The sequence below is a fragment of the Lysobacter niastensis genome (genome assembly GCF_031457115.1).
Classification (GTDB): Bacteria; Pseudomonadota; Gammaproteobacteria; order Xanthomonadales; family Xanthomonadaceae; genus Lysobacter_J; species Lysobacter_J niastensis_A.
The window spans coordinates 419,263-431,867 of record NZ_JAVDVY010000002.1; the positions used below are offsets into that span (position 1 = coordinate 419,263).

Sequence of the window (12,605 nt, forward strand, 5' to 3'; positions counted from 1 at the left end):
GCCTCGCACTCCCAGCCGTTCGCCCTGGGCCAGTGATCGCTCTCGGCCAAGGCCGGACGTTCGAAGCGATCCCATATGGCTGGGCGGCTAGCCGCTTCAAGGACTTCGCTATCACCGCGGCCGCTGGCGCGCATGCCAGATCGGCGATGACCATGACATGGATCAAGTGGCTGGTCGCAAATAATCACGATGATGTTGCCTCCGATGGAGGCAGAAGCATGAACGCGAACTCGGATTTCTCCAGCTATGAATTCGACGCCTGGGGCCAAGACCCCGTGGAGCGTGATGACGCCGCGAGCCGGTTTGCAGAGGCGGCCAGCGATTATGAGGTAATTCTCCCCGAAACCCTCTCCGGGATGGGGTTCTAGGAGTGGCCGACGTCATCGAAGGCCACAGCCGCGCATCGCCGATCTCCTTGGAGATTGAGGCTGCGCTGGTGGCGAATCAACTGCAACTGGACGTCGCCGAGTTCCGACGCTTGATGGAGCAAAGGAAGATCGCCGTGCTGTGCGAGCGTGGCATCGGAGAGGACTCCGGGACATACCGCGCCAGTTTCTACCACGGCAAGCGATGCGCACGCCTCGTCGTGGACAGCGACGGGCGTCCAATCGCTGCCGCGGCTCCGGATTGAGTGACATTGCCGGCGCCAAGTCGGTGCAGGATTCGTCGGCGCTAGACCTGCATCATATAGGCCGAGCCGCGAAACGGCTTCGGCTTGAATGAATTGTTAGATGGCAGCCTTACACGGAACCAGTGGCGGCGGTTTATCTAAATCTAAATCGCGGCTGGCCGGGCGCGCGGCATCATGCAGAATGAGCGCCAGTGCCCGCCGTGCGCTGGATCCGCTGGGTCGCCCACGATGGATGACGCCAGCCGGTAAGACGAGGGATTGGCCGGCGCCAAGACTGTGGCTGTTGCTCGGTTACGCCGTCTCGATCCCTGCCAATGATCTCACCGGAACCTGAAGACCACGATGATCTACACGCATGTCCACCAGGCGATTCGCCGAACGGTCAGTCCGTTGGACAGGCTCTAGCTCCCGGCGCGCGCCCCCCCCAAGGAGGGAACCTCCACTTCGAACGACCGGTTTGGGTGGCGGATTCAATCGTCCGATAGCCGACAATCGTTACAAGTCCATCTTGAAAAGGACAAGGCCGCGAAATCGCGGCCCGATCCGATTGCTGAAATGCGGGAGCAACGAGTTAGTCGCCCCCTGGAATCCGAATTCCCAATCGCTCACATTCCTGGCGGTAGTACACCAGGATCCCAGGCTCCCTGCCTTCGCCGGTGATCCACTTCAGTGCCTGGGCTGTCGAGTCGACTTGGTCATCGTACTTGGCCTTCGGGAAGGCCGTCAGTTCCTGGACATAATCTGGCAGCCAATGAGCCTTTGATGGCAGAAGCACGTTGCCGTTCTCGATTTCCGGAGTCTGCGCCAACATGCGCATCACCTTGTCCCCCTCCGACTTGATTCCTTTGACACGGGACGTGGTTTGCTTGAGCTCCTGAATCAGCTGGGTGCCTGAGGCCTTGTCCTCGATCAGCACGGCCCGTGCACTCCACGCCTCGGCCTGGCTGACGACTGCGCGCTTGAGCTCCGGGTACTGCATCCGCTTGCGCAGCACGTGGAGCAGATACACCTCTTTGCCCTTGACGCCCCAGGTGGTGCACACGCTGTAGTCGGCCAGCTCGCTTTCCTTGTTCGCCGTATCCCTGCTCTGCACGATCGTGTCGAACTTCTCCGGCTTTTCCTCTGGGCCGTAGTAGGACAGCCATTCCGCCTTGACGATGCCGCCACCCAACGGCACCGGTGCCTGCAGGTACTGGGCTGAGAAGCTGTACTCCCCCAATGCGGCGCGTACGCCATCCAGCACCTCTTGCGGCTCCCGCTCCGGATGCAGCAGTTCGCCAGCGGAACGAGCGTACCGGGCCGGGCCTAGGAACGTGCGGTAATCCCAGACCTCGTCGTCCTGGGCGATGGCAGGCAGATTGATCACCTCCCAGTGCTCCTTCTCCAGGACGTGCCCGACCAGGTCGTCCAGGTGCAGGCGCTGCATGATGATCACGATGGCCCCGGTGCGTTTGTCGTTGAGGCGGGTGTAGAGGGTGTTGTCGAACCAATCGTTGGCGGCCTGCCGCTGGGCCTCGGACAACGCTTCGTCCGGTTTCACCGGGTCATCGATGATGCGCGACAGCCCTCTCTTTCCCTAACGCTCTCTCGGACGAAAAGAGAGCATCCAAGCCTTTGACTTATCAAGGCCTTCCACGCAGCGTTGGCAAAGAGAAACGAGAGGTTTGGACTAGATGGTGGTGGACGCAGTCATGGGCGAACGTCTCTCAGGCCACAATTCCCTATTTCAGGGAAAGCAACAGAGAAAAATGCCCATTTTTGGGCCGCCCTATCGACTTAGCCACTTCGACCAGCGGGTTTCCGCAGAGTAGAGGCCGCGTCCGAACAGGGAACCGGATCAGGGAAACCAGCAGGGATGGAATGGCCGCTAACGGCCAGAAGCGGTCGTTCAAAGGGCGAGGTCGTCTGTGGATCTGAGGCGCACTTCGCTAATGCGCATTCTTGCCAAATTCCCCTGGGCGATGGCGACCCGCCAGTCCTCGAACCCGACGCGCATGATGTCGCGGTCGCATCATCGGCAAGGCTGCCCCTGACAGGCCTTGGCCGTCCGCCGGGCGTCGCCGTCCGAATGTACGGGTGATGGCGGTCACACAACGGGGTCGTCCTCGAGCCGGCGAGCGCGCACAATCGGCCCGGGGACATTCACCACCATCCACACGACGCGACGGAAGGTCGCGTTGCACCTGCGTGCCCCGCGCAGATCTTCGACATTGAAAAGGATCTCCATGTTCGCTCGAATCATCGCTGCCGCCGGGCTCGCCCTGGCTTCCCTTTCCGCGCCGGCCCAGGAGACGGCGCCGACCTGCGGCACCTTCATCACCTCGTTGCCGTACACCATCAGCGCGCCGGGCTACTACTGCCTGAAGCAGAACCTACAAACCGACGTGATGTCGATCCAGATCCTGTCCGACGACGTCGTGCTGAACTGCCGCGGCAAGACCATCACCAACACCTCGCGCAGCCAGGGCTCTGACGGCATCGCCGTATTCCAAGGCACGCGCAACGTTACCGTGCAGGGCTGCACGGTGCGAGACTTCGACCGCGGCATTTCGGTGTTCTCCAGCGGCGGCAATATCTCGGTGCTGAACAACCACGTCGACGGCGCCATTTCCAACGGCATCCAGGCCGGCGGCAACGACATCCGCATTGCCAACAACCGCATCACCAACATCCACGGCCAGCAGCCGACCGGCATCTACCTGGTCCCGCAGTCGCCGGAGGTGTCGGCGACGGGGCAGGAAGTGATCAACAACGTGATCGCCAACGTCTACGGCGGCCAGATCAACACCGGCATCGCGATCGGCGGTTCCACCGCTCCGCGCATCACCAACAACCACATCATCGACATCGAGGGCAACAACGAGACCTCGTTCTCGGTTGCGTTCTGGCTGATGAATTGGGCCCAAGGCGCGACCACCACGGGCGTGGAGATGATCAACAACACCGTCACCTCGCGGGTGCCGGGCATGGGCGGAATCTGGGGCCAGCCGCAGCTGTGCCGCGGCAACGTCTCGGTCGGCCTTCCGGGCGCGTTTTCCGGCTGCCTGACCAGCTTCGACACCACCGATATCCCGTGATCCAACTCGGGGCGGGCGGAGCCGTCCGCCCCGGTTCTCGCGCGCTCAGCCCTGCTGTGGCTTGCAACACCGACGCCATCCCGCGAGCTGACATCGCTTGCGACCACATGGCGAATCCGTGTCTCAAGGGGCATGGGCTGCGAACTGTCCGCTTCGGGTCGAAAGCAGTCGTTCATGGCCGACCAGCCGCGCCCGCCACTCAATGTCCGCTATCGGCCAGAAGCGGACGCTGGCGCCCTATGCCGCCGAGCGACAAAAGCCGGGGATGGAGGCGAGCTTGCATCCGATGCGCAAATTAAATATGATGCTCATCATATGAGGCAAGCCGCCAACAAATCCAAGGAAGCCACGCACGACCGCATTGTTGATGCCGCCGCGCGCGCTATCCGCCGCAGCGGCTACAACGGCACCGGCGTCGCCGACATCATGAAGGCGGCCGGGCTAACCCATGGCGGCTTCTATGCCCACTTCCCCTCGCGCGAGGCCATGCTGGCCGAGGCGGCCGACCGAGCCGGCCGCGAGGCCGTCGAAATGATGCAAGGGATTGCGGCGACCACTCAGCCTGACAAGACGCTGCAAGCGATGGCGCACGCCTATCTCTCGAAAGAGCATCTGGAAAGCGTCGAGACCGGATGCGCAACCGCAGCGCTTGGCTCGGAAATGCCACGCCAGGCGCCCGAGGTGCGGCGCGCGGCTACGCGTCGAATCAAGGAGATGATCGACCTGGTCTCCCGCCATATGCCCGACTGGGGGCAGCCCGACGCGCACGAGCGTGCACTCGCGACCGTCTCCACGATGGTGGGCACACTCGTACTCGCACGCGCCGTCGATGATCCGAGGCTCTCCGATGCGCTGCGCGAGGCGGCGTTGAACCACCTGTTTCCCACTCAGGACTGACGTTTGCGTGGACGCGCGACGTTGCTTTTTATCGAGTATAAATATGATGCGCATCATATCAGTCACGCCAGTGGATCGGGACCTGGCCGCTGATCCATCTGACAGGCGATGACTCAGCACAGATCGTGTCCGTCGCCCCCATCGAAGGCATTCCCATGAAAACCGCCCCGCTCATCGCCCTCGTCACGGGCGCCTCATCCGGCATCGGCCGCGCCACGGCGGACCGACTCGCGGGGGCGGGCTACACGGTATATGGCACCAGCAGGCGTAGTGCGCAGCCAGGTCCAAGATCGTTCGCGATGCTGCCGCTCGACGTGACCATCGACGAATCGGTCGAAGCCGCGGTCGGCCACCTGATGCGGTTGGAAGGCCGCATCGACTTGCTGGTGAACAACGCCGGATACAGTGTCGCGCCCGCCGGAGCAGAAGAGAGTTCCATCGAACAGGCTCAATCCATCTTCGAAACGAACTTCTTTGGCATCGTGAGGATGACCCGCGCCGTCGTGCCGCACATGCGGCGCCAAGGGGGTGGTCGCATCATCAACATCGGCTCCGTATTCGGCTTCCTACCGATGCCGTACATGGCGCTCTACGCCGCCACCAAACACGCGGTCGAAGGCTATTCGGAATCGCTCGACCACGAGCTTCGCGGTCAAGGCATCCGCGTTTCGGTCATCGAACCGGCGAATACGAATACGCAGTTCGACGCGAATCTGCTGGAGCCCGACGCGAAGCTTGATACGTATCGCGAGGTGCGCGCGACCGTGGGGGCGAGACTGAAAGAACTGATCGAGACTGCGGATCACCCGAACATTGTGGCCGATACCGTGCTGAAAGCGGCCATTGCGACCCGCCCCAAACTTCGTTATCCCGCTGGCGCGCGTGCGAGCCGGCTACAGCTGCTGCGGAGATTTGCGCCCGCCGCGCTGGTGGACGACGGGATCAGAAAGAACCTGCGACTCGCTGCGCTGTCCGCGCCGTCAACGCGCACTCCGGCGTTCGACTGATAGTGCAAGCGCCATTCCTCGGCAGAACCGGAAGAGAACACATTGTGAAAGCCTTCATCCTCGATCGCTATGGAAAAACCGGTGGCGCACGGATCGGCGACATGCCGGAGCCGGAGATGCGTGACGACGACGTCCTCGTCCAAGTGCACGCCGCCGGTGTGAACGTCCTGGATTCCAAGATCCGCAACGGCGAGTTCAAACTCCTCCTTCCGTATCGCCTGCCCCTCGTCCTTGGCAATGACGTTGCAGGCGTCGTAGTCAGCGTCGGATCCCGGGTGCGGCGCTTCAAGCCCGGCGATGAGGTCTATGCACGGCCGGACACCTTCCGAATGGGTGCGTTTGCCGAGCGAATCGCGATGAGCGAAGCCGCGGTGACGATCAAGCCCAAGGCACTTAGCATGGTAGAAGCGGCGTCTATCCCGCTGGTAGCCCTGACCGCCTGGCAGGTCCTGGTCGACAGGGCGAAGGTGAAAAAGGGCCAGAAAGTCCTTATCCACGCTGGGTCGGGAGGCGTTGGCACTTTGGCCATCCAGCTTGCAAAGCATCTGGGGGCGTTCGTGGCCACTACGACGAGCACGGCCAATGTGGAGTTGGTGAAGAGCCTCGGCGCTGACGTCGTCATCGACTACCGCAAGGACGATTTTGCAGCCGCCCTGCGGGAGTACGACGTTGTGGTGAACAGTCTTGGCGGAGACGTGCTCGATAAGTCGCTACGAGTGCTAAAACCCGGCGGGAAGCTCATCTCGATCTCTGGCCCGCCCGATCCCGACTTCGCGAAGGCGATCGGCGCGTCCTGGTTCCTGCGGCAGGCCATGCACCTACTGAGCCATCGCATCCGGAAGCAGGCCAAGCGCCGTGGCGTGAACTATTCGTTCCTCTTTATGAAAGAGAGCGGCGACCAACTGCGCGAGATCAGTGCCCTGATAGATGCTGGAATCATCCGGCCCGTCGTGGACCGCGTGTTCCCTTTCGAATCCATAGGCGAAGCCATGGCCTACGTAGACACGGGACGGGCGAAGGGCAAGGTTGTCGTCAAGGTTCGATAGAAGCTCTCTTCTCAGTCACAAGCTCATCGAGAGCGGTTCCATAGCTGGAGGTACGTCGTGAGTCTATGCCACAGCACTAGGGTGGACTGGTCGAGCGGAAGCGCCCTGCTCCGTGGCAGGTACGTTGGCATCGAGCCATTATCCGAGCTTCACATCCAGCCATTGGAGGAAACACTTCGGGCCGATTCCGCGGCCGCGGTAGACGAAAACGTACCTCCGCCGGCGAATGTGCGCGCCTATGTGGGAGGGGCCTTGATCGATCACGCCAATGGACTCTCGGTGCCTTTTGCGCTGCGAGACTCAATGGGAACGATCGTCGGCTCAGCGCGATACATCGATCTGAGCGACAAACGTCTGGAGATCGGGCACGGGTGGTGCGTGCCAAGGGCCAAGCACATTGCATTCGAGACGGCACTGCTGCTGCTGACCCATGCGTTCGAATCGATGGGCTGCGACGAGGTAAAGCTCGAAGTTCCATGGATGGGGCATGAGCTCGGCCAATGGTTACTGCCCAAGCACAGCCGGACCATTGGATCGCATTCGTCACTCCTATGCGAGCGGGACTGGCCTGGCATCCGAAGGCTGCTAAGGGCTGAGGTCGACAACAGCCTCAAACCAGACCTCGCGTATTGATCGGCCCACCACAGCCGCAGTCAAAGCAACGGCCGGCGCGTGGTGCCGCTACGCGAGGCCCATACCAACTAACAGGGGTAATGCATGATCAACCATCAACTGGCGCGTCTGGCCACGCTGGCAGTGGCTATCACCAGCGTGCTGGCATACACGGAGGCTCGCGCCTCTGGTTTCCAGATCAAGGAAAACAGTGTTAAGGCGCAGGGCCGTGCGTTCGCCGGCTCCGGCGTCGCGCCTGGCGATGCTTCGGTCGTCTCGAACAACCCGGCGGCCATGGCGCGGTTCGAAGGCACAAGCTTCCAAGCCGACGTGACGGCCATCGATCTCGGATTCGAGTTCAAAGGAAGCGGTACCGATGCACTAGGCCGTCCGCTAACCGGCGGCGACGGTGGCGACGCCGGTGATTTGATCCCTGTCCCGGCGATGTCCTTCATCCACAAGTTCGAGAGTACCGGACTATCCGTCGGGGCCCAGGTCAGCGCGCCGTTTGGGCTGAGGACCGACTACGAGGCCGATTGGGTGGGGCGCTACTGGGCCGACAAGTCTGACCTTGAGACCATCGACCTGACCCTGTCGGCCGCACTGGATGTCATTCCTGAGCGGCTCTCGATCGGCGCCGGCGTTGTGTACGAGAAGGCCGACGTGACTCTTTCTCGCTACGTCGACTTCGGCACCCTTTTGTTTAGCCAGTTGCCGGCCGCCCAGCGCCCGTTCGCGCCGTCGTTCGCGCGCCCACAAGGGGCGGATGGGCATGTCGAGGTTGCAGGCGACGATACGGGCTTGGGCTGGATCGTGGGCGTCAATGTGCATCCTACCGACAAGCTGGCGATCGGTCTGTCGTATCGTTCAGAGATCGATCATGAGTTTCGCGGCGACTCGGTCTGGAGTGTTCCGGCTCCGGTCCGGGCGACCCTCGATGGCCGCCCCCAAACCAGCGCACTGTTCCGAGACGGCGGTCTGACTGCCGACCTGACCACTCCGTCAGTCACCACCGTGAGCATTTCGTACCAGTTCACCGACAAGTTCATGATGTTGGCCGACTACACCGAGACCGGTTGGAGGTCGTTGCAGCAGATCAACATCGACTTCGAAAATCCAGATCCGAACTCAGTCGAGGAGTTCGGTTGGGATGACACCCGCTTCATGTCGATCGGCGGAGAGTACGCGTTCAATGATGCGTGGACTTTCCGGGCGGGGTACGCGTATGACGAAACCCCGGCCACCTTGGCCGCGCGCACGCCACGCCTGCCGGACGAAGATCGCAAGTGGTACGCGGTCGGAGCGAGCTGGCAAGCGACTCCGAGCCTCGAGGTGAACTTCGCATACACCTATATTGATCTGGATACGCCAAGCGTTGAACTGGTAGACGGCCAAGGCCATCACCTGGCCGGCGAGTACGACGCCAGTACAAATCTATACGGCGTCTCGGCAAAGCTGGCGTTTTAGGGCGACCCTGCTAGTGCACGCGACAAGGCCACCAATGACCGCTTTGGGTCGGAAGCGGCCGCTATCATCGACACCCAGGACGAAGCGCCACCGTTCAGTCACGGGAACGCACTAGCCCTGCCCATAGCGCACACCGTTGTCCCGAAGATAGTCGGCCTGGTGGGCATGCTCCACGCGTCCTGCGATCTGCTCGCCCCAGCTGGTAGCAACGCCGACCGCGATATTGCGCATGTCGGGGTACAAGTCGGAAATCAGTTCCGGCGCAAGCACACCTGTATGTTCGATGTGCCCTTCGGCGTGAAATTTGCGTCGCAACGTATCCGCCTGGGACGTTTCGGCACGCAACTTGTACATCACCGCTTCATAACGAAACCTGCCGAGAATCGAACCCTAGGGGACACCCACAGGAGAACGAACGTGAAGATCCTCATGGTCCTTACTTCCCACGACAAGCTCGGCAACACCGGCGAAAAGACCGGCTTCTGGCTCGAAGAATTCGCATCCCCCTACTACGTCTTCAAGGATGCGGGCGTGGACGTCACCGTGGCATCGCCCAAGGGCGGCCAGCCTCCGATAGATCCCAAGAGCGACGATCCAGCCAACCAGACCAAGGCACAGGATCGATTCAAGGCAGACTCCACGGCGCAATCGGTTCTGGCCAACACCATTCAACTGACTGGTGTGAGGGCTGCGGACTATGACGCGGTGTTCTATCCCGGTGGCCATGGTCCCCTGTGGGATCTGGCCGAAGATCCCGCGTCGATCAAGCTGATCGAGAACTTCTATGGCGATGGAAAGCCTGTCGCGGCGGTCTGCCACGCCCCGGCGGTACTGCGCCACGTGAAGTTCAAAGGCGAGCCCATCGTGAAGGGCAAGCGCGTCACGGGGTTCACTAATTCCGAAGAAGAAGCCGTGCAGCTGACCAACGTCGTGCCGTTCCTGGTCGAGGACGAACTCAAGCGTCTGGGCGGAAAATTCGAGAAGGTGGACGACTGGCAGAGCCTGGCGATCGTAGACGGTCGCCTCATCACCGGCCAGAACCCGTCGTCGTCGGAAGCCACGGCGAAGGCGCTACTGGGCGTCCTGCACTGAGTCACCGTGCACGGACGGTTAGTGGCACTTCTCAAAATCGTGGTGGGCGTTCGAGGTAACGGTCCCGTCAGAATTGATCCTCAGGTGGAACACCTCGCGGACCAGGAAGTTGTTATCGGGCCCCGGCCCGATGACGTGGAAGTTGCCTACGGTCGTAGCGTTGAAATCATGACCTTCCTGAAGGTCACCCTTCACTTGGGCGTTCAAGCCTCCAGTGGCCCTGTACATGTCGCCCGTGGTCAATCCCATGCCAGTGACGTCATGCATGTTCACGTGGAAGCCGCTGCGGACCTGGCCTCCGTTGATGTTGAGGCGGAACTGCTCGTGTCGTGGCCCTTCCAACAACACGAGTTCCCCGTTACCACCGTTGGCGCAAGGGACGAACGTTAGGAAGCTGTAGTCATAGGTATTGTTTATGACGACTTCCGAGAGGGCCGGCCCCGCCATCGCCGCGAGAACCACGCCCGAAAACATCAAACATCTGTTCATCGGAACACTCCGCCTTAGTCGACTAGTCGCCAATATGGGAACGAAGCGCTCTCAATGCTTCGGCCAGTTCGACTTGGTTAGTTCCACTTGCAGCCATTTGGAGTTAGTACGGATGGCGCGACATACGTTTCCTGAGCAAGCGTTCTTGTATGTAGCTGGGCAAGAGTTGCTTACAAGCAAGAATCTCTAACGTCCCCCATCTGCGGCTCCAAGCGTGCCTACGGATGGGGAAGAAATCTTGCGACATGGGCCACCTGTCAGTCACCGAAACGCCGAAGCTGGTGCCGCGTCCTCGACCGAGCCGTCAGCGCAGCCCGCAGTCCTCTAGATCGGCCGCGCGAGCAGCCAGCCTGTCGATAACGCCATGGCAGGCGATATTGGCGACCAAGTCCATACTGGCGTGCCGTCAGAACGCACGGCTGATGGTGAAGCTTCCGAACACTGGCGTCTCCCGTTGGCCATCGAACTCGCGCGTGCCGTGATAGCGAGCCAACGCGAACTTCCAGCGGTGCCGCATCAAGGCCACGCCGTATCCGATGTTGGCGACACCTCGGCGCTTGTCGACGCTGTGGCTATCCCGGAAGGTATTCCCGTCCAGCGTGATGTCGTGGAACACCCAGCGCGTATCCAACGTCACGAACAAGTGCGCACCGGGCACGTACTGGCTCTGGGGCTCGCGCGTCGGGGCCGTGTTTTCGCCAGCCGGGCGCAGTGGCGTACTGCCGAAATCGTCGGGAAGGTTCGCCCCAAAGCGGAACTCTGCACCGGCATTGAGGTAAGTCGCCAGGTTGCCGAAGCTGCCGCCGTAGTGGGCGATCGTGTCCCAGCCCCAGCCGTGCGCACCGTTACTAGAGGAGAAACGGCGCATGCGCTCGTGGATAAGGCGGAAGACCGGTTCGTTCTCCAGCTGGTTATCCCAACCGCGGAACTTGTCTGCGCCGACCAGCTGATGCACGCCATTTTGCGCCTGCTTGCCCAGCGCCGCCGGCCCGACGATGCCGAACTGCAGTTGCGTGGTGCGCAGCTGGTCGCCTTCGCGTGCGTTGTAGCCCAGCCCCACCAGCAGCGCGGCGGCATACGGCCGGTCGTCCTCGATGAGGTCGCTGCGACTGAAATCGGTCGGCGTGTAGATGCCTTGGGCGAAAGTCGCGATCATGTTCTGTTGCTCGAACGTCTTCGACTGCAGCGCACCCAGGTGGGTATTCACCCATCGGGCGAGGCGCGGAATGCAGGGATCGTTCGTGTAGTCGCGCAGGTTGGGCGACACCAGCGTCAATTGCACGCCATTGCTGTAGCCCTGGTCCTGCCCTCCGAGCATGTCATTGTCGACGCGCAGGTTGACGATGGGAGGCAGCCTAGTGCGGCCGTGGATGCATTCTTCACGGCCGTGTGCGTGGGCGGTGTTGACAACGCAAAAGGAGAGCGTAGCGGCCGCAAGCAGCCACTGACCAAGGATACGGGAACGCATACTTTCCTGGATATGAAGGCCCGTGCGCGCTTTGGGCTCGGGCCATTGCTTCGAATGCGCTAGCGCAACGCCGCTGTTGTTGGGCTATTAGACGCCTTGCCGACCAACTGAGTTACGCATCACTTCCGTCAGACAACCTTGTTCGGCGCCAGCTGCTTGAGAAGGCCGTAGAAGTCAAAGTATGAGTCGGCGCGAATTATCTTTCCGTTCTTGATGCGATAAACATCGCAGAAGTTGACCTGCATGGTGTTACCGCTCGGCTGCAGCTCGCCGGCCGGCGAGTTGAACACTCCGCGATGCGTACCCCGACCGATGCCCTGAGCAATCACATAGTCATCAATCGCCACTAGGCTGCGAACCTCGCAGGTCGCATCCGGAAATATGTTGAACCAACTCTTCCACGGATCGATGATGGCGTTGACACCCTGGGTGGTGAAGTCAAACGGCACATCCAGCCACTCGCTTTCCGGGGCGCCGAAGTCCGCAATCGTTTTCAAGTCTTTTCGATTTACGGCGTCGTACAGGCCGCGAATCAACTTTTCGTTCTCTTGGTTGATCATTTGCGTGCTCCTACGTGGAGGGGGTGTTGCGAGCCGGCCCTTTGAACTAAGGCCGTGATGAGATCGTAGGCGCCTACGCTGCCCGCGCTAATGCCAATTCATGTCCCGGTATTGCCGAATCCTCTGTGTCATACAAGTTGACAGCACCCGGCGTGGTCCGGTGGCGAAGGGACAGGCAGCTCGGCCCCGATACAGATTTCACCTGACACGGTCGCGGAATCATCGTGAAGCTCCGCGGCAGACGCCTCCGGCCTGGCGT

The 12,605-nt window shown here is 61.3% G+C and carries 14 protein-coding genes; 9 read left to right on the forward strand and 5 right to left on the reverse strand.

Features of this window, described 5'->3' with window-relative positions; translation table 11 throughout:
* The first annotated feature begins 152 nt into the window (after positions 1 to 152).
* Both J2X06_RS11095 and J2X06_RS11100 read left to right on the forward strand, forming a co-directional pair.
* Positions 153 to 368, forward strand: a complete 216-nt coding sequence (locus J2X06_RS11095; RefSeq protein WP_310062306.1) for a hypothetical protein — start codon at positions 153 to 155, stop codon at positions 366 to 368.
* A 2-nt stretch (positions 369 to 370) separates the two neighbouring features.
* Positions 371 to 631 (forward strand): DUF6522 family protein, encoded by a 261-nt coding sequence (locus tag J2X06_RS11100; RefSeq protein WP_310062308.1) that lies wholly within the window; start codon positions 371 to 373, stop codon positions 629 to 631.
* Positions 632 to 1,202: 571 nt separating this feature from the next.
* On the opposite strand, the gene terL is transcribed toward J2X06_RS11100, so the two are convergent.
* On the reverse strand, positions 1,203 to 2,171 hold the full coding sequence (gene terL, locus J2X06_RS11105; RefSeq protein ID WP_310062309.1) for a phage terminase large subunit: 969 nt from the start codon (positions 2,169 to 2,171) through the stop codon (positions 1,203 to 1,205).
* Between the two features lie 685 nt (positions 2,172 to 2,856).
* Between terL and J2X06_RS11110 the strand changes: the two genes are divergently transcribed.
* From J2X06_RS11110 to J2X06_RS11135, 6 genes are all read left to right on the forward strand, one after another.
* Positions 2,857 to 3,708, forward strand: a complete 852-nt coding sequence (locus tag J2X06_RS11110) for a right-handed parallel beta-helix repeat-containing protein (RefSeq protein WP_310062311.1) — start codon at positions 2,857 to 2,859, stop codon at positions 3,706 to 3,708.
* Positions 3,709 to 3,882: 174 nt separating this feature from the next.
* Positions 3,883 to 4,605: a TetR/AcrR family transcriptional regulator gene (locus tag J2X06_RS11115; protein WP_310062312.1), complete on the forward strand. Its 723-nt coding sequence runs from the start codon at positions 3,883 to 3,885 to the stop codon at positions 4,603 to 4,605.
* A 155-nt stretch (positions 4,606 to 4,760) separates the two neighbouring features.
* Positions 4,761 to 5,612 (forward strand): oxidoreductase, encoded by an 852-nt coding sequence (locus J2X06_RS11120; protein WP_310062314.1) that lies wholly within the window; start codon positions 4,761 to 4,763, stop codon positions 5,610 to 5,612.
* 44 nt (positions 5,613 to 5,656) lie between these two features.
* Positions 5,657 to 6,658: an NADP-dependent oxidoreductase gene (locus tag J2X06_RS11125; RefSeq protein ID WP_310062316.1), complete on the forward strand. Its 1,002-nt coding sequence runs from the start codon at positions 5,657 to 5,659 to the stop codon at positions 6,656 to 6,658.
* A 252-nt stretch (positions 6,659 to 6,910) separates the two neighbouring features.
* The gene (locus tag J2X06_RS11130; protein WP_310062318.1) at positions 6,911 to 7,291 is read left to right on the forward strand and encodes a hypothetical protein; all 381 of its coding nucleotides are present in this window, start codon (positions 6,911 to 6,913) and stop codon (positions 7,289 to 7,291) included.
* Positions 7,292 to 7,375: 84 nt separating this feature from the next.
* Entirely contained in the window at positions 7,376 to 8,737 is a 1,362-nt protein-coding gene (locus J2X06_RS11135) for an OmpP1/FadL family transporter (RefSeq protein WP_310062320.1), read from the forward strand.
* Positions 8,738 to 8,848: 111 nt separating this feature from the next.
* On the opposite strand, the gene J2X06_RS11140 is transcribed toward J2X06_RS11135, so the two are convergent.
* Positions 8,849 to 9,091, reverse strand: a complete 243-nt coding sequence (locus J2X06_RS11140) for a hypothetical protein (protein WP_310062324.1) — start codon at positions 9,089 to 9,091, stop codon at positions 8,849 to 8,851.
* A gap of 63 nt (positions 9,092 to 9,154) precedes the next feature.
* Between J2X06_RS11140 and J2X06_RS11145 the strand changes: the two genes are divergently transcribed.
* Positions 9,155 to 9,829: a type 1 glutamine amidotransferase domain-containing protein gene (locus J2X06_RS11145; protein ID WP_310062326.1), complete on the forward strand. Its 675-nt coding sequence runs from the start codon at positions 9,155 to 9,157 to the stop codon at positions 9,827 to 9,829.
* An 18-nt stretch (positions 9,830 to 9,847) separates the two neighbouring features.
* Here the strand turns inward: J2X06_RS11145 and J2X06_RS11150 are convergent, their stop codons facing one another.
* The 3 genes from J2X06_RS11150 to J2X06_RS11160 form a co-directional block, all read right to left on the reverse strand.
* On the reverse strand, positions 9,848 to 10,318 hold the full coding sequence (locus tag J2X06_RS11150) for a hypothetical protein (protein WP_310062329.1): 471 nt from the start codon (positions 10,316 to 10,318) through the stop codon (positions 9,848 to 9,850).
* Positions 10,319 to 10,724: 406 nt separating this feature from the next.
* Positions 10,725 to 11,774, reverse strand: coding sequence for a lipid A deacylase LpxR family protein (locus tag J2X06_RS11155; RefSeq protein ID WP_430539595.1), 1,050 nt, complete (start codon positions 11,772 to 11,774; stop codon positions 10,725 to 10,727).
* 140 nt (positions 11,775 to 11,914) lie between these two features.
* A complete protein-coding gene (locus J2X06_RS11160) occupies positions 11,915 to 12,346 on the reverse strand; it encodes an ester cyclase (RefSeq protein WP_310062331.1) in 432 nt (143 codons plus the stop codon).
* Positions 12,347 to 12,605: the final 259 nt, after the last annotated feature.